The organism is Streptomyces polygonati (assembly GCF_042650325.1).
Lineage (GTDB): Bacteria > Actinomycetota > Actinomycetes > Streptomycetales > Streptomycetaceae > Actinacidiphila > Actinacidiphila polygonati.
On sequence record NZ_JBHSBB010000034.1, the window covers coordinates 55,871 to 72,315 of the forward strand.

Sequence of the window (16,445 nt, forward strand, 5' to 3'; positions counted from 1 at the left end):
TCAAACGGACGTCCGAAAACCGTCCTCTGACGGCTGATCAGTATCCGTGCGCGTGACACTTCCCGCGGTCGTTGCCGGTCGTTGCCGGTCGTTGCCGGTCGGCGCGGCGGAGGTGGCAGCGAATCAGCCCAAAAACAAAGAGACAGAGGCTCCGTGAGAACGTCCCGCTTCGCGTCAGCCGCCGCCGCGCTGATCCTGACGTCCGTACTGACTCTGCTCGGGGCGGGCTCCGCGCACGCCGCGGGCATCGACTACGTCGCCCTGGGCGATTCCTACTCCGCCGGAGTCGGCTCGGGCAGCTACGACAGCGCCAGTGGCGACTGCGAGCGCAGCACCCGGGCCTATCCGGCCCTGTGGGCCGCGGCCCACGCCCCTGCTTCGTTCGCCTTCACCGCCTGTTCGGGCGCGGTGACCGGGGACGTCGTCAACAACCAGTTGGCGCCCGTCGATTCGGCCACCGGTCTGGTCAGCATCAGCATCGGCGGCAATGACGCCCGATTCTCCGAGGTCATGACCACCTGCGTGCTGGACTCGCAGAGCAGATGCCTCAGCCGGATCGCGCAGGCCCGCGCTTTCGTCGACCGCAGCCTGCCGGCACTGCTGGACGCCACCTACGACGCCATCCGCGCCAAGGGGCCCCACGCCCATGTGGTCGTGGTCGGTTATCCGCGCTTCTACCAGGTGCCGGGAGGCTGCTGGGCCGGCCTGAGCGACACCTCCCGCCGCGCCATCAACGCCGCCGCGGACGACCTCGACGGGGTCATCGCCAAGCGCGCCGCCGACCACGGCTTCACCTTCGCCGATGTGCGCGGCGCCTTCACCGGGCACGAGCTGTGCTCGGGGTCGCCGTGGCTGCACGGCCTGACCCTGCCGGCCGGCGATTCCTACCACCCCACCGCGGCGGGCCAGGCCAGTGGTTATCTGCCCCCGTTCAGCGCCGTAGCCTGAGCATCCGTGCCCCGCCCGCCGCTGCCCCGCGCCTGCTGTTCAAGGGTCAACACCCTTGCGGAGAAGGTGAATCGGGCGTCGGAGACGGGCAGGGGATGCGCATATGACGCGGCGGGGCGCTAGGGTTGACCTGCCCGAGCCGGGTGCCCTCTACAGGGTGGGGAGAGTCATGGATCAGATAGCGATGCACAGCAGGCCGAGAGTGCCTGCCATCAACTGCGGTACAGGCGCGTCCAGTGCGCGCCTCGACCGGCACCTGGCCATACTGGCCGGGCCCGCCGCACCGCAGAGCGTCACCGACGACGCGACCGTGCTCATGCGGGAGCTGACCTCGCGCGACACCGTGCACACCCGGACCAACCGGGGCGCCCGGGTATCGCTGTTCGCGCCATTGCGGCGGCTGCGCAGATCACTGTTCGGCAACCGCGGCTGACCCGACTCCCGGCCCGCGCGAGGTAGTCACCGGTTCTCTCCCTGGACCCGGCTCATCATCCGGACCGTCACGACGGCCACACCGTCCGGCTCGGCGCTGCTCAGTGCGGCGTCTCGGTGTGCGCCCGTCGAGGCCGCCTCTCCCCGGCGGCCGACCCGGTCCGCACTCTCCACGGCTCTCCCCGGCCGCGCTCACAGCAGGGCGAACTGCCCGTCCGGGCCCTCCTCGTGATGGGCCAGTACGGAAGCCGGCCGGCGCCGCGCCGCAGGCACCGGCAGAATTCCGGCTGCCCGCAGCTCGGCCGCCGCACCGGCCGAGCGGCCGCGATCGGCCGCCGCCTGTCCGGCCAACCGCACGGCGAAAGCCGCCAGTTCGGCGCGGAGGGCGGCCAGCAGCGTCAGCCGGCTGATCAGCTCCAGCAGTTCCGAGGTGGCGGCGCGAGTCCAGGCGGCAGGACGCAGTGCCTCCAGCGAACCCGGCTCGCCCGGCGACGTACGCCGCTCGAACCACTGCTCCAGCACCCGCACCCCGCCGCCGGTCAGCTCCCATGCCTCCGCGGCGACCGGCGAGATCCGGCCCTCGCCGATCCGCAGGACCCGCTCCTCCGGGTCGTACGACAGCTCCCCGGCGGCGGGCGCCGGCGGCAGCGGCGCCCGTACGTAGGGCCGCCGCCCGCCCGGCAGCCGCAGCCGCTCGGGGCTCCGGCCGGCCGCCGGATCGGCCCACCGAGCGCCCCCGGTGTGCAGCCACACCGACTCCCGGCCCAATGCCACGCCCGCCCGCCATGTGCCTGGATCGCGGGGGAGCGGCACCGCGCTGCCCCCGGGCCCCGGCCGCGCGGCCGCGGCGATCCAGGCCAGCACGTCTTCCGCCCCGACATCGACCCCCAGCCGGGTGGTGAGCCAATCGGTGAGCCCGGGCGCCACATTGGGCTCCAGACCGCCCGGACGCCGGAAGAGCGGCCGGATCCACGACGGCTTCCCGGCCGGCGAGCGCCCGTCCGGCAGCAGCGCGGAGAACACCACCGGTGGCTCCGGTGCCTCCGGCAGATACCCCTGCTCGATGGCGAACACCTGGTACTCGTCGGCGACCCGCCACAGCTCGGGTCGCGCCACATCGATCAGCCGGTGGTCGGGTATCAGCCACTGCTGGTCGAACGGCCCGTGCTGCACCCGCACCGGCTCCGGACAGGGGCCATCCTCGCGGGCCAGCGCGGTGGTCGGGGTGCGGTGGCCGGGCAGCTGCGGGACCGGCGTGCGCAGTCCTCGCGCCCGGCTCGGCCGCAGCAGGGCGGCCCTGACCGCCGTGTCCGCCGCGCCGGTGAGCAGGGCCCAACGCGCGTGCAGACAGGACCGCTCCGGGGCCAGCGGCCAGCCGCGGCCGATCCGCAGCGGTCGCACGGACCACGGCATCAGATCATGCAGCGCAGGCGCGTCATCGCTCACCGCATCCATGCTACTGAGCGTCCTCAGGGCGCCTCCATGGTCACGGTGAAGGAGAACCGGTCCCCCCGGTAGTGGATGCGCACCACATCCACTACCCGCCCCGTGTCGTCGTAGGTCACGCCGGTGTAGTGCAGGATCGGGCTGAGCAGCGGGACCCGCAGCAGCCGGGCGGTGTCGGGCTGGGCCAGCCGCGCCTCCACCGTGTCGGTGATCCGGCTGATCCGCACCCCCAGCACGTCCCGCAGCACCTTCGTCATCGGCCAGCGCTCCAGATCGGCGAGGTCGATCCGGTCGGCCAGCTCCGGACGCAGGTAGTTCTCCGCCCAGTTGGTGGGCTCGCCCGAGTCGTCGCAGCGCAGCCGCCGGAAGGCGACCGCCTCGCTCAGACCGGGGAAGTACTCGGCGACCCCCGGCGGCAACGGCTCCGGACCGTGCTGCAGCACCGCGGTGCGCCCGCCGGACTGCTGGGCCACGATCGCGTCCACCGAGCCGAGGAGCTTCACCGGCGCCCCGCGCAGCGCGGTGGGCTCGATGAAGGTGCCGCGCCTGCGGTGCCGGGATATCAGCCCTTCGTCCTCCAGCTCTTTGAGAGCCTGCCGCATGGTCAGCACACTCACCCCGTAGTGCTCGGCCAGACCGTCCTCCGTCGGCAACCGCAGCGGGGCCTGGGCCGGCCGGCCGAGTATCGAGGCGCGCAGCGACTGGGAGACCTGATACCAGAGCGGAAGCTTGCTGTTGAGGACCAGCGAATCAGGGGCGAAGGAGGTCACGGGCGGAAGTTTCTCTCAAGTCCCTCCCAGACCCGGTCGTACCCCACCTGACGATGGCCCGCGGTCAGCGCCGACCCGGTGGGCACCACCGGCCAGCGGGTCTCGAACATGAACGCCAGCCCGTCGTCCACCTTCCGCGGCACGAGTTCGGCGTCGCTCGCCCGCTCGAAGGTGGCCCGGTCCGGCCCGTGCGCGGACATCATGTTGTGCAGCGAGGCGCCGCCCGGCACGAAGCCCTCGGCCTTGGCGTCGTACGCGCCCTCGATCAGGCCCATGAACTCCGACATCACATTGCGGTGGAAATACGGCGGCCGGAAGGTGTCCTCGCCCACCAGCCAGCGCGGGGCGAACACCACGAAGTCGGCGCCGGCCAGGCCCGGGGTGTCGGACGGCGAGGTCAGCACCGTGAAGATCGACGGATCCGGGTGGTCGTAGCTGATCGAACCCAGCACATTGAAGCGCCGCAGATCGTAGACATACGGCACATGGTTGCCGTGCCAGGCCACCACATTGAGCGGGGAGTGGTCGTAGTCGGCAGCCCACAGATTGCCGCCGAACTTGTTGACGACCTCGGTGTCCTCGTCGCGGTCCTCGAAGAAGGCGACCGGGGCGAGGAAGTCCCGGGCGTTGGCAAGCCCGTTGGCACCGATCGGACCGAGGTCGGGGAGCTGGAAGGGCCGTCCGTAGTTCTCGCAGACATAGCCGCCTGCGGCGCCGTCCGGCAGCTCGACCCGGAAGCGGATGCCCCGGGGGATCAGCGCGACATGGCCCGGCTCGGCGCGCAGCAGGCCCAATTCGGTCCGCAGCAGCAGCGCGCCCTGCTGGGGGACGATCAGGAACTCGCCGTCGGATGAGGAGAACACCCGGGTGTCCATCGAGCGGTTGGCCGCGTACCAGTGGATGGCGATGCCCTCACGGCGCAGCACATCGCCGTTGCCACCGACGGTGACCAGGCCCTGCACGAAGTCGGTCGGCTCCGTCGGCGGCGGGAGCGGTCCCCAGCGCAGCCGGTTGGGATCGGGCTCCACGTCGTGGAACGGCGCGCTTCGCAACGCGCCGTTGGGGATCCGGCGGAAGGGCGGATGGGCGGCAGACGGGCGGATGCGGTAGAGCCAGCTGCGGCGGTTGTGAGCCCGCGGCTCGGTGAAGGCGGTGCCGCTCAGCTGCTCGGCGTACAGACCGAGCGGCGCGCGCTGCGGTGCGTTGCGCCCAACGGGGAGCGCGCCCGGCACGGCCTCGCTGCTGTGCTCGTTGCCGAAGCCCGGTGAGTACAGCAGGCCGGGCTCCTGCGTGCCGCGCACCTGCGCCCCCTCGATCGCCGTATTCCTTTTACCGGTGTCCTGCGTGACCTTCATGACGCGCTCCCCGTGATCGCTCTCCGTGTATTTCTGATTCCTATGCTGGAGCATAGGAATCAGTGCGGCAACCCTCGATTCCCGCCCTGTGGAAAACTCTTCGGGCGGGTCCCTGGCTAGGGTGGGAGCGGTGGCACTGCGGTCTTGTCCGACAGGAGGCTGAGCGGTGGCGGCACCGCGCACGGATACCGACGGCGGCGCCCGGGAGGACGGCGCCCGGGCAGCCGAGCGCGACGCGCCCCGCACCGAGGGCGGGGAAAGCCGCCTGCGGCGCGCTCCCGTGCAGCGCCGCAGCACCGAACGGCTGGAGCGGATTCTCGACGCCTGCGCCCGCGAGTTGGACGAGGGCGGTTACGAACGGCTCAGCACCCGGGCGGTCGCGGTTCGCGCGGGTGTGCCGATCGGCTCGGTCTACCGCTTCTTCTCCGACAAGCGGGCGATGACCGACGCCCTGGCCCACCGCAATCTCGACGATTTCCTGGACCGGGCCGGGGTCCGGTTGGCCGAGCCGGGTACCGGCCCGGACTGGCGCGGGGCGGTGGACGTGCTGGTGGACGAATACACCGCCATGAAACGCACCGCCCCCGGCTTCGCCTTGGTGGACTTCGGCCTGCCCGGCGAGTCCAACCACGACCTCGCCGACCGGCTGCCCGCCCTGCTCGGCGACCGGCTCACCGGCGATCCCGCCGAGCCCCGGCTCCGGCTGGCCCTGGTCGTCGCCGTCGAGGCGGCCGATGCCGCACTGCAACTCGCCTTCCGGGACGATCCGTCCGGCGACGCGGGAGTGATCGCGGAGACGAAACTGCTGCTCAGGGCCTATCTGGGAACAGTGCTCGATTAGGTCCAGCCTCGTCAGGCCGGAGCCTTGGCATGGCCCGGACCGGAGTTATCCACAGATCCGGATTCGGATCCGACGGGGCGTCGGCGGGCCCGGCTACCGTCATTCCCAGTACCGATCAGCACTGCCGAAGACGGGTGCGCGCCACCGCGGGCGCGTTCCGGGGGGAGCCACCGATGTCCAGTAATACCGCGCGTATCCGCCCGTTCCATGAGGTCCGCCGTGGCCTCGCACGGAGCGCCGCCGCCGGCGGAACCCGTGACCGAAGGCGCCGTGCGACCCCTGGCCACCAAAAACTAACGGCGCTAGTTTGGGCGTGGCGGACAGCGTTGAGATCCGGTCGAGATGCAGAGGAGCACAGCGAAGTGGACGGCACAGCGACAGGCAATCCCGCGCGCAACACGGCCGGACCGGCGAACGATGCGGTCGAGGGGCGGACAGCCGCTTCGCCGCGGGTCTTCCAGGCTCGCGACGGGCACTACATCGGCGGGCAGTGGCGCCCTGCGGCGGGCGGCGACCGGATCGACGTGATCGATCCGGTGACCGAGCAGGTGCTCGGACAAGTGGCGGCCGGTGACGCCCGGGATGTGGACAGCGCCGTCGGGGCCGCCCGTGCCGCGCTGCCGGGCTGGGCGGCGACCGACCCGGTCGAGCGGGCCGCCGTACTGGCCGCGGCCCGTGACCTGATGGTGGCCGGACGCGGGGGGATCGCCGCCACCGTCGGCGCGGAGCTCGGTGCGCCGCCGGCCTTCGCCGCCGCGGTCCATGCCGACCTTCCCATCGCCGTGATGGGTTCCTTCGCCGCGCTCGCCGCCGAGCACCCCTTCGAGGAGCGTGTGGGCAACTCCCGGGTCTTCCAGGAGCCCGTCGGGGTCGTCGGCGCCATCACGCCGTGGAACTACCCGCTGCACCAGATCGTCGCCAAGGTCGCTCCGGCGCTCGCCGCCGGCTGCACCGTGGTGCTGAAGCCGGCCGAGGACACCCCGTTGGTCGCCCAGCTGTTCGCCGCGATCCTGGACGAGGCGGGTTTGCCTGCCGGGGTGTTCAACCTGGTCACCGGGCTCGGTCCGGTCGCCGGGCAGGCGCTCGCCGGGCATCCGGACGTCGACCTGGTCTCGTTCACCGGTTCCACTGCGGTGGGACGGCGGATAGGCGCGGCAGCCGGGGGCGCCGTGAAGCGCGTCGCCCTGGAGCTGGGCGGCAAGTCCGCCAATGTGATCCTCCCCGGGGCCGATCTGGCCCGGGCGGTCAATGTCGGTGTGGCCAATGTCTTCGCCAACTCCGGGCAGACATGCAGCGCGTGGACGCGGATGCTCATCGACGCGGAGCGCTACGACGAGGCGGTGGAGATCGCTGCCGCTGCCGCCGCCAAGTACGTGCCCGGCGAGCGGCTGGGTCCGGTGGTCAACGCCCGTCAGCGCGAGCGGGTGCGCGGCTACATACGGCAAGGGGTGGCCGAGGGCGCCCGGATCGTGGCGGGCGGCCCGGAAGCCCCCGAGGGCATGGCCACCGGCTACTTCGTGCGGCCGACCGTCTTCGCCGATGTGCGGCCCGAGATGACCATCGCCCAGGAGGAGATCTTCGGCCCGGTCGTCGTCCTCATCCGCTACGAGGACGAGGAGGACGCGCTGCGGATCGCCAACGGCACGGTCTACGGGCTGGCCGGCGCGGTGTGGGGCGCCGACGAGGACGCCGCTGTCGCCTTCGCCCGGCGGATGGACACCGGCCAGGTCGACATCAACGGCGGCCGGTTCAACCCGAAGGCGCCGTTCGGCGGTTACAAGCAGTCCGGCGTCGGACGGGAGTTGGGGGCACACGGGCTGGCGGAGTATCTCCAGACCAAATCCCTCCAGTTCTGACCGCTGCTGAGCGACGGCCCCCGGCCGCACCCGCACCGGCCGCCACCTTCGCATCCCGCACGTCGAATACCTTGATCCATCAACCGACTTGTCAACAAACCGTCCAGGAGTTGCCGTGGTCCGCGCCGCTGTCCTGACCGCCGTGAACGCCCCGCTGACCGTGACCGAGATCGAGCTGCCGGAGCCCGGGCCCGGGCAGGTGCGGGTGCGGCTCGCCGCGGCCGGGGTCTGCCACTCGGACCTGTCGTTGTCCAACGGCACACTGCGGCAGCCGATACCCGCGGTGCTCGGCCATGAGGGCGCGGGCACGGTGGTCGCCGTCGGAGAGGACGTCGGTCATGTGGCGCCAGGTGACGCCGTGGTGCTCAACTGGGCGCCGGCCTGCGGCTCCTGCCACTTCTGCGGGCTCGGCGAGCCCTGGCTCTGCGCCAACTCCGCAGCGGCGGCGACCGTGCCGTACGCGACACTCGCGGCAGACGGCAGCGACCTGTATCCCGGCCTGGGGACGGCCGTCTTCGCCGAGGAGACGCTGGTCGCCGCGGGGGCAGTGCTGCCGCTGCCGGCGGGGGTGCCGTTGACCGACGCCGCCCTTCTGGGCTGCGCGGTGCTGACCGGATACGGCGCGGTGCACCATGCGGCGGCGATCCGCGGCGGGGAGACGGTGGCCGTGTTCGGGGTCGGCGGGGTGGGGCTCGCGGTACTGCAGTCGGCCGGGATCGCCGGAGCCGGGCGGATCATCGCGGTGGATGTCTCGCCGGGCAAGGAAGAACTGGCCCGGGCGGCCGGGGCCACCGACTTCGTGCTCGCCGGGCAGGACACCCCCCGGCAGATCCGCCGGCTCACCGGCGGTTACGGCACCGACGCCGCCATCGAGTGCGTGGGCCGCGCCGACACCATCCGCGCCGCCTGGTCCTCGACCCGCCGCGGCGGCCGTACGACGGTCGTCGGCATCGGCGGCCAGGAGCAGCAGGTCAGTTTCTCCGCGCTGGAGCTCTTCTACTTCGGCCGCACCCTGGCGGGATGCGTGTACGGCAACTGCGACCCGGTGAAGGATCTGCCGGTGATCGCCGAGCATGTGCGGGCCGGCCGGTTCGATCTGTCCGGCATGGTCACCGACCGCATCGACCTCGACGGCATACCGGCCGCCTTCGAGGCGATGACCGCCGGGCGGGGCGGCCGCGCCCTCGTCGTCTTCTGAGGTCGTTGCGGGCGCCGGCGACCCGCGGTCACCAGCGGAGGAAGGCGCAAGGGCGGTGTCCTGTCAGGCGTCGGCGGTGCGCAGGCCCTGGTATTGGAGGGCCAGTCCGTCGATCAGTGCGCGCAGCCCCGTCTCGAAGGCGCCCAGGTCGACCTGTTCGCGGTGATCGGCCAGGAGATGGGCCTGGCCGAGGTGGGGATAGTCGGCCGGGTCGTAGGCCGCCGCGTCCCCGACGAAGCCGCCGGCGAAGGAGCCCAGCGCCGAACCGGTGACGAAGTAGCGCATCAGGGCGCCGATCCTGGTCGCCTGGGCGGGCGGCCAGCCGGCGTCCACCATGCCGCCGAAGACGGCGTCGGCCATCCGCAGCCCGGCCGGCCGCAGTCCCGGCCCGGTGGCCAGGAAAGGCACGATGTGCGGATGGTCGGCGAGCGCGGCCCGGTAGGAGCGGCCCCACGCCAGCAGCGCGTCGGGCCAGTCCGGCCCCCGGTCACCGCGCCCGTCGGCGTTGTCTCCGCGGTCGCCCCCGTCGCCCTCGCCCTTTCCCTCGTCCCCGCCGCTGTCCGTACAGACGGCGCCCGCGCCCGCGTTCACCTCCACGCCGGCCGCCCCGGCGCCGCCGAACATCGACAGGTCGACCTGGGCGACGACCGTGTCGGCCGCCGCGTCGAGGATCGCCTCCTTGGTGGCGAAGTGGTTGTAGAGCGAGGGCCCGCTGACCCCGAGCTCCGCGGCGAGCCGACGGGTGGACAGGGCGGCGAGGCCCTCCGCGTCGATGAGGGCGAGCGCCGCCTGTGCGATGCGTTCGCGGCTCAACAGGGGCTTGCGGGGGCGGGCCATGCGGCACATAGTAGAGGCTGCCATCCGAAAACTAGCGGTGGTAGTTTCCAAGGGCGGTCCGCCGCCCGCCGATCCGGTGTGAAGGGGCGAGCAGCGGTGGATCTTGAGCTGTCCGAGGAGCAGGCGGCCGTCCGGGCGCTGGCCAGGGACTTCACCGACCGCGAGATCACCCCCCAGGTGATCGCCTGGGACCGTGCGGAGAGCGTCGACCGGGCGATCGTGAAGAAGCTCGGCGCGGTCGGCTTCCTCGGCCTGACCATCGACGAGCGGTACGGCGGCTCCGGCGGTGACCACCTCGCGTACTGCCTGGTCACCGAGGAGCTGGGGCGTGGCGACTCCTCGGTCCGCGGCATCGTGTCGGTCTCGCTCGGTCTGGTCGCCAAGTCGATAGCGCACTGGGGGAGCGAGGAGCAGAAGCAGGCGTGGCTGCCCCGGCTCACCTCCGGCGAGGCGGTCGGCTGCTTCGGCCTCACCGAACCGGGCACCGGCTCCGACGCCGCGAATCTCACCACCCGCGCGGTCCGCGACGGCGACGGGTATGCGATCACGGGCAGCAAGATGTTCATCACCAACGGCACCTGGGCCGATGTGGTGCTGCTCTTCGCCCGCACCGGCGGGCCGGGCCACAAGGGAGTGAGCGCCTTCCTCGTGCCCACCGACACTCCCGGCCTGACCCGCCGCGAGATCCACGGCAAGCTCGGCCTGCGCGGACAGGCGACGGCCGAACTCGTCTTCGACGGCGTGCGCGTCCCCGCATCCGCCCTGCTCGCGCCCGAGGGTAAGGGCTTCTCGGTGGCCATGTCCGCGCTGGCCAAGGGCCGGATGTCGGTCGCGGCCGGCTGTGTCGGCATCGCGCAGGCCTGTCTGGAGGCGGCGGTGGCGTACGCCGGGCAGCGCGAGCAGTTCGGCGCGCCGATCGCCGGACGCCAGCTCGTCCAGGAGCTGCTCGCGGACATCGCGGTGGACGTGGACGCGGCCAGGCTGCTCACCTGGCGCGTCGCCGACCACATCGACCGCGGCCTGCCCTTCGCCACCGAGTCCTCGACCGCCAAGCTCTACGCCAGCGAGGCGGCGGTGCGCTGCGCCAACAACGCCCTCCAGGTCTTCGGCGGCTACGGCTACATCGACGAGTACCCGGCGGGCAAACTGCTGCGCGACGCGCGGGTGATGACGTTGTACGAGGGCACCAGCCAGATCCAGAAGCTGCTGATCGGCCGGGCGCTCACCGGGGTCTCCGCCTTCTGACGGCGTCCTGACCGCACCCTGTGAGTGTCCGGCTCCGGTCCGGCCGATCCCGGGCGCTCCTCCGCGCGCGATAAGCGACCGCTCAGGATCTAAGCGCTTGCTCACCCGGCAGGTAGGGTGTGGCCCTGTCAATGAACCGGGGCCGACCGCCGGGCGGGAGGAGCGTGCGATGAGTACGGAAGCGGCAACGGGCGGCGAAGCGTCCGCTGGCGAGCCCGCCGGCCCCTGGGCCGGCATCGCTCCCGACGCCGCCCGGCGGCTGGTGATCGCCGCCGTCCAGGCCTTCGCCGAGCGCGGCTACCACGCCACCACCACCCGCGACATCGCCGGCCGGGCCGGGATGAGCCCCGCCGCGCTCTACATCCACTACAAGACCAAGGAAGAGCTGCTCTACCAGATCAGCAAGGTCGGCCACCAGCGCTCACTGACCCTGCTGGCCGAGGCCCGGGACGCCGGGGGCACCGCCGCGCAGCGGCTGGCCGGCGCCGTACGGGTCTTCGTCCGCTGGCACGCCGAGCACCACACCACCGGACGGGTCGTCCAGTACGAGCTTGGCGCGCTCGGCCCTGAGCACTACGCCGAGATCGTGGCGCTCCGCCGGCGCAGCGAGGACGCGATCCGGTCGATCATCAAGGACGGCGTCACCGACGGCGAGTTCGACGTGCCCGACGTCTCCGGGACGACCCTCGCGGTTCTGTCGCTGTGCATCGATGTCGCCCGCTGGTTCAATCCGGCCGGCCGGCGTTCGCCCGACGAGGTGGGCGAGCTGTACGCCGATCTCGTGCTGCGCATGGTCCGGCAGGCGCAGCCCCCGGTCCGGGCGGCCGAGTCCGGCGCGTAGCCGGGTCGGGGGGAGCGGAGGCGGCTCAGATGTAGAAGCGCGCCACCGTCTCCGCGACGCACACCGGCTTGTCGCCGCCTTCGCGCTCGATCGTGACCCGGGTGACCAGTTGGACCCCGCCGCCCGCCTCGGTCACCTCGGCGACCACCGCGGTGGCGCGCAGCCGCGAGCCCACCGGCACCGTGGCGGGGAAGCGCACCTTGTTGACGCCGTAGTTGATGCCCATTTTCACGCCCTCGACCCGGAAGAGCAGCGGGGTCAGCGCGGGGATCAGCGACAGGGTGAGGAAACCGTGCGCGATCGTCGTACCGAACGGGCCGGCCGCCGCGCGCTGCGGATCGATGTGGATCCACTGGTGGTCCCCGGTGGCCTCGGCGAACAGGTCGACCCGCTTCTGGTCGATCTCCAGCCAGTCGGTCCAGCCGAGCTGTTCGCCCACCGCGGCGCGCAGTTCGTCGAGCGAGGCGAAGACGCGGGGCTGCTCCGACATGGTGGGGGCCTCCTGAATTCCGGGTTACCAAGCGCTTGCTCAGCATGATTCCGGTGGCCCCGCCTGTCAACGCGCGCCGCCGCACCGGACCGCCCCGCCGCACCGGACCGCCCCGCTACGCCCGCGCCTCCGGCCGCCGACCCGCCCAGGGCCTCGCCCGCTCCAATCGCGCGGACGGCGAGATCAGTGTCGCCTCGTCGCCGTACCGTCCGCCGGGCATCACCCGATCGGCAGGCCCTGCTCCGTCCGGTGCGGCGGGACGTCCACCGCCGGCGCGATCCCCGCACCACCGACGGGTAACGGCCAGCCCCGAGGCCTCCGGGCTTCGCCATTGGCACCCGCCCCCCGCGATCAGGCAGCATGCCACCAACCGCACCCGGCCACGACGGAGTCCGGGCGGGTCCGCCCGGGCCTGCCCCGCCTCCGCACCCACCCCGTAGGGAACCGCATGAGTCTGCGCCACCACGAGATCGCCCAGTCCGACCACCGCATCCTCAATCCGTTCACCGAGGAGCAACTGATGCTTCTCGGCCGGATCTGCCGGCTGCGCGAGGGGCAGCGGCAGCTCGATCTCGCCTGCGGGAAGGGGGAGATGCTCACCCGGTGGGCGGAGCTCTACGGGATCGGCGGGGTCGGGGTCGACCTCAGCCGGGTGTTCCTGGCCGCCGCCCGCGACCGGGCGACGGAGCTGGGCGTCGCCGATCGGGTGAGTTTCGAGCACGGGAACGCCGCGGCCTACCAGGCGGAGCGGGGCGCCTTCGACGTGGTGTCCTGCGTCGGCGCCAGCTGGATCGGCCAGGGCCTGGCCGGGACGGTGGAACTGCTGCGGCCCGCGATGCGGCCGGAGGGTCTGATGCTGATCGGCGAGCCGTACTGGACCGAGCCGCCGCCCGAGGAAGCACTGGAGGAGATGGGCGCCGGGCCGGACGACTTCACGTCGCTGCCCGGGACGCTGGACCGGATCGAGGCGGCCGGGATGGAACTGGTCGAGATGGTGCTCGCGGACGGCGACAGCTGGGACCGGTACGCGGCCGGGCAGTGGTTCACCATCTCCGACTGGCTGCGGGCGGCGCCGGACGACCACCCGGACGCCGCCGACATGCGGGAGTTCCTGGAGCACGCGCGCCGGACCCATCTGACCTGGACCCGGCGGTACATGGGATGGGGTGTGTTCGTCCTGCGACAGGGCGCCGCCACCAGCCGCTGAAAAAAGATGACGTATGTTCATCTTCCGGGGTCGGCGTACCGGCGGTAACCTCCGGCGAACCGGCATCCGGAAGGAGCAGACATGCCGCTACGGACCCCACGACGGATCGGCACGCTGAGAACGGCGACCGCGGCCGCGTTACTGGCCCTCGCAGCCACCCTGGTGGCCCCGTTGCCACTGGCCCGGGCCGCGGACCCCGTTACCGACTACTGCGCGGGACAGTGCGCGGACATCCTGCCGCCCGGCGAGAACGGCAACGCCACCCTTGCCGACATCCTCGCCAACAAGGCGTTCGGAACGCGCCCGTCGCACACCATGGACCAGCTCGGCCCGTACTCCTCCCTCGCGGACGGGTACCAGAGCCTCACCGACTCGACCATCACCAGCTTCTTCAACGACTCCTCCTTCGGGGTGCCTTCGGGCCAGGTCGCCTCGGTGGCCAGTCCCCGCTCGGATGTGACCATCACCCGGGACAAGAAGACCGGGGTGCCGCACATCAAGGGCACCACCCGCTCCGGTACCGAGTTCGGCGCCGGATACGCCGCGGCGCAGGACCGGTTGTGGCTGATGGACCTCTTCCGGCACGTGGGACGCGGCGAGTTGTCGTCCTTCGCGGGCGGCGCCGCCGCCAACCGACGCCTGGAGCAGGAGTTCTGGCGCCAGGCCCCCTACACCGAGGCCGATCTCCAGTCCCAGGTGGACTGGCTGGCCAACAACAGCGGGCCGCGCGGACAGCAGGCGCTGGCCGACGCGCAGTCGTACGTCGACGGCATCAACGCCTACATCACCGCCTCCAAGAGCGGGCGTTACTTCCCCGGTGAGTACGTGCTGACCGGGCATGTGGACGCGATCACCAACGCCGGCACCATCGATCCCTTCCAGCTCACCGACCTGATCGCGCTCGCCTCGGTGGTCGGCGCGCTGTTCGGCACCGGCGGCGGCGGCGAGGTGCAGTCCGCGCTGTCGCTGCTGGCCGCGCAGCAGAAGTACGGCGTCGCCCAGGGCACCCAGGTCTGGGAGTCCTTCCGTGAGCGCGACGACCCCGAGGCGACCGCGACCGTGCACGACGGCAGCAGCTTCCCGTACGCGGGCAAGCCCGCCAGTCCGCAGGGCGAGGCGCTGCCCGACCCCGGCTCGGTGACCACCGAGCCGCTGGTCTACGACGCGACCGGCGGCGCCACCCTGGCCACCACCAAGAGTCCGGGCGTGCTGCCGGCCGACCTGCTGTCCAATCCGCAGAAGGGCATGTCCAACGCCCTGCTGGTCAGCGGCGCGCACACCGCCAGCGGCCATCCGGTGGCGGTCTTCGGCCCGCAGACCGGTTACTTCGCGCCGCAACTGCTCATGCTCCAGGAACTCCAGGGTCCCGGCATCAGCGCCCGCGGCGCCTCCTTCGCGGGCCTGGGCATGTACATCGAGCTCGGCAGGGGCCAGGACTACGCCTGGAGCGCCACCTCCGCCTCGCAGGACGTGACCGACACCTACGCGGTCGAACTCTGCCAGGACGCCACGCACTACCTCTACCACGGGAGTTGCGTCCCGATGGAGAAGCTGGAGCGCACCAACTCCTGGTCGCCCACGCTCGCCGACTCCACGGCGGCCGGCTCGTACCGGATGCAGGTGTGGCGGACCGCCTACGGACCGGTCGAGTACCGGGCCACCGTCGGCGGCAAACCGGTCGCCTACACCCAACTGCGTAGCTCCTACCGGCACGAGGCCGATTCCATCATCGGCTTCCAGGAGCTGAACGACCCCGGCTTCGTGCACGACGCCGCGTCCTTCAAGCTGGCGGCGCGGGACATCAACTACACCTTCAACTGGTTCTACGCCGACTCCCGGCAGACCGCCTACTACAACAGCGGCACCAACCCGGTGCGGGCGGCCGGGGTCGACCCGTCCTTCCCGGTGTGGGCGCGGGCACCCTACGACTGGCAGGGCTGGGACCCGACGTACAACACCGCCGCCTACACGCCGCCTTCGCAGCATCCCCAGTCCGTGAACCAGGACTACTACATCTCCTGGAACAACAAGCAGGCCCCCGGCTACACCTCGGCGACCTTCGGCAACGGCTCGGTGCACCGCGCCGATCTGCTGAACGACCGGGTGAAGACGCTGGTCCAGGCGGGCGGGGTGACCCGGGCGTCGCTGGCCGGGGCGATGGAGGACGCCGCGCTGACCGATCTGCGCGGCGAGGACGTCCTGCCCGACCTGCTCCAGGTGATCGGCTCCGCACCGGTGACCGATCCGCAGGAGGCCACCGCCGTCCAGCAGTTGACCGCCTGGCTGGCGGCGGGCGCCGAACGGCATCCGGCGTCGGCCGGTTCGCAGACCTACGCCAACGCGGACGCGGTCCGGGTGATGGACGCGTGGTGGCCGCTGCTGATCCAGGGCGAGTTCCAACCGGGGCTCGGCAGCGACCTGTTCGGCGCGCTGACGGCCGATCTGACCGTCGACGAGGCACCGTCGGCCGGGCACGGGCCCACCGGCTCGCACGCGGGCAGCTCGTTCCAGTACGGCTGGTGGTCGTACGCCGACAAGGACCTGCGGGCGGTGCTCGGGCAGAGCGTCCAGGGCCCGCTCGGCGCGCGTTACTGCGGCGCGGGAGTGCTGTCCGCGTGCCGGGACATGCTGCTGTCCACGCTGAAGCAGGCAGCCGCCACTCCGGCGGCCACCGTCTACCCGGGCGACGACACCGGCTGCGCGGCCGGCGACCAGTGGTGCGCCGACTCGATCCTCCAGCGTCCGCTGGGCGGTATCGGGGACGACCGGATCGGCTGGCAGAACCGGCCCACCTTCCAGCAGGTCGTGGAGTTCCCCACGCACCGCTGACAGCGGCCGGCGGGCCGCGGCAGGGCGTACCACCAGCGGGCCGGGCCCCGGAACACACGGGACCCGGCCCGCGGCGCGCCCGTCTCCCTCTTCCCGATCCAATGACCGACTGCTTAGTATGCGATCGGGCCGGATACGGAACCGGAGGCG

The 16,445-nt window shown here is 72.0% G+C and carries 14 protein-coding genes; 9 read left to right on the top strand and 5 right to left on the bottom strand.

Annotated elements, in window-relative coordinates:
• Positions 1-153: 153 nt before the first annotated feature.
• Together ACFO3J_RS31995 and ACFO3J_RS32000 are read left to right on the top strand one after the other, a co-directional pair.
• Positions 154-948 (top strand): SGNH/GDSL hydrolase family protein, encoded by a 795-nt coding sequence (locus tag ACFO3J_RS31995; RefSeq protein WP_386437052.1) that lies wholly within the window; start codon positions 154-156, stop codon positions 946-948.
• A gap of 169 nt (positions 949-1,117) precedes the next feature.
• Positions 1,118-1,381, top strand: coding sequence for a hypothetical protein (locus tag ACFO3J_RS32000; protein WP_386437055.1), 264 nt, complete (start codon positions 1,118-1,120; stop codon positions 1,379-1,381).
• A 191-nt stretch (positions 1,382-1,572) separates the two neighbouring features.
• On the opposite strand, the gene ACFO3J_RS32005 is transcribed toward ACFO3J_RS32000, so the two are convergent.
• Genes ACFO3J_RS32005 through hmgA form a run of 3 tightly spaced genes read right to left on the bottom strand, consistent with a single transcriptional unit; the run spans position 1,573 to position 4,951 of the window.
• Positions 1,573-2,835: a type ISP restriction/modification enzyme gene (locus ACFO3J_RS32005; RefSeq protein WP_386437058.1), complete on the bottom strand. Its 1,263-nt coding sequence runs from the start codon at positions 2,833-2,835 to the stop codon at positions 1,573-1,575.
• 14 nt (positions 2,836-2,849) lie between these two features.
• Positions 2,850-3,596, bottom strand: a complete 747-nt coding sequence (locus ACFO3J_RS32010) for a GntR family transcriptional regulator (protein ID WP_386437061.1) — start codon at positions 3,594-3,596, stop codon at positions 2,850-2,852.
• Positions 3,593-4,951, bottom strand: a complete 1,359-nt coding sequence (gene hmgA / locus ACFO3J_RS32015) for a homogentisate 1,2-dioxygenase (protein ID WP_386437064.1) — start codon at positions 4,949-4,951, stop codon at positions 3,593-3,595. Before hmgA ends, ACFO3J_RS32010 begins: the two co-directional genes overlap by 4 nt.
• A gap of 265 nt (positions 4,952-5,216) precedes the next feature.
• Between hmgA and ACFO3J_RS32020 the strand changes: the two genes are divergently transcribed.
• From ACFO3J_RS32020 to ACFO3J_RS32030, 3 genes are all read left to right on the top strand, one after another.
• Positions 5,217-5,792, top strand: a complete 576-nt coding sequence (locus ACFO3J_RS32020; protein WP_386437167.1) for a TetR family transcriptional regulator — start codon at positions 5,217-5,219, stop codon at positions 5,790-5,792.
• Positions 5,793-6,271: 479 nt separating this feature from the next.
• A complete protein-coding gene (locus ACFO3J_RS32025) occupies positions 6,272-7,648 on the top strand; it encodes an aldehyde dehydrogenase family protein (RefSeq protein ID WP_386437170.1) in 1,377 nt (458 codons plus the stop codon).
• Positions 7,649-7,763: 115 nt separating this feature from the next.
• The gene (locus tag ACFO3J_RS32030; RefSeq protein WP_386437067.1) at positions 7,764-8,846 is read left to right on the top strand and encodes a zinc-binding dehydrogenase; all 1,083 of its coding nucleotides are present in this window, start codon (positions 7,764-7,766) and stop codon (positions 8,844-8,846) included.
• Between the two features lie 63 nt (positions 8,847-8,909).
• Here ACFO3J_RS32030 and ACFO3J_RS32035 read toward each other — a convergent pair whose 3' ends face one another.
• The gene (locus tag ACFO3J_RS32035) at positions 8,910-9,683 is read right to left on the bottom strand and encodes a TetR/AcrR family transcriptional regulator (protein ID WP_386437070.1); all 774 of its coding nucleotides are present in this window, start codon (positions 9,681-9,683) and stop codon (positions 8,910-8,912) included.
• A 96-nt stretch (positions 9,684-9,779) separates the two neighbouring features.
• Between ACFO3J_RS32035 and ACFO3J_RS32040 the strand changes: the two genes are divergently transcribed.
• Positions 9,780-10,928 (top strand): acyl-CoA dehydrogenase family protein, encoded by a 1,149-nt coding sequence (locus ACFO3J_RS32040; protein WP_386437073.1) that lies wholly within the window; start codon positions 9,780-9,782, stop codon positions 10,926-10,928.
• 169 nt (positions 10,929-11,097) lie between these two features.
• Positions 11,098-11,769 carry a TetR family transcriptional regulator gene (locus ACFO3J_RS32045; protein ID WP_386437076.1) on the top strand — a complete coding sequence of 224 codons (672 nt, stop codon included), beginning with the start codon at positions 11,098-11,100 and terminating at the stop codon, positions 11,767-11,769.
• Between the two features lie 25 nt (positions 11,770-11,794).
• On the opposite strand, the gene ACFO3J_RS32050 is transcribed toward ACFO3J_RS32045, so the two are convergent.
• Positions 11,795-12,259 carry a MaoC family dehydratase gene (locus ACFO3J_RS32050; RefSeq protein WP_386437079.1) on the bottom strand — a complete coding sequence of 155 codons (465 nt, stop codon included), beginning with the start codon at positions 12,257-12,259 and terminating at the stop codon, positions 11,795-11,797.
• 448 nt (positions 12,260-12,707) lie between these two features.
• On the opposite strand from ACFO3J_RS32050, the gene ACFO3J_RS32055 reads away from it, so the two are divergent.
• On the top strand, positions 12,708-13,466 hold the full coding sequence (locus tag ACFO3J_RS32055) for an SAM-dependent methyltransferase (protein ID WP_386437082.1): 759 nt from the start codon (positions 12,708-12,710) through the stop codon (positions 13,464-13,466).
• An 81-nt stretch (positions 13,467-13,547) separates the two neighbouring features.
• Entirely contained in the window at positions 13,548-16,295 is a 2,748-nt protein-coding gene (locus ACFO3J_RS32060; RefSeq protein ID WP_386437084.1) for a penicillin acylase family protein, read from the top strand.
• Positions 16,296-16,445: the final 150 nt, after the last annotated feature.

Bases quoted from the DNA above. Each gene is read 5' to 3' on its own strand.
- ACFO3J_RS32050 (WP_386437079.1), bottom strand. From the start codon at position 12,259: ATGTCGGAGCAGCCCCGCGTCTTCGCCTCGCTCGACGAACTGCGCGCC.
- ACFO3J_RS32005 (WP_386437058.1), bottom strand. From the start codon at position 2,835: ATGGATGCGGTGAGCGATGACGCGCCTGCGCTGCATGATCTGATGCCG.
- ACFO3J_RS32045 (WP_386437076.1), top strand. From the start codon at position 11,098: ATGAGTACGGAAGCGGCAACGGGCGGCGAAGCGTCCGCTGGCGAGCCC.
- ACFO3J_RS32000 (WP_386437055.1), top strand. From the start codon at position 1,118: ATGGATCAGATAGCGATGCACAGCAGGCCGAGAGTGCCTGCCATCAAC.
- hmgA (WP_386437064.1), bottom strand. From the start codon at position 4,951: ATGAAGGTCACGCAGGACACCGGTAAAAGGAATACGGCGATCGAGGGG.
- ACFO3J_RS32035 (WP_386437070.1), bottom strand. From the start codon at position 9,683: ATGGCCCGCCCCCGCAAGCCCCTGTTGAGCCGCGAACGCATCGCACAG.
- ACFO3J_RS32055 (WP_386437082.1), top strand. From the start codon at position 12,708: ATGAGTCTGCGCCACCACGAGATCGCCCAGTCCGACCACCGCATCCTC.
- ACFO3J_RS32060 (WP_386437084.1), top strand. From the start codon at position 13,548: ATGCCGCTACGGACCCCACGACGGATCGGCACGCTGAGAACGGCGACC.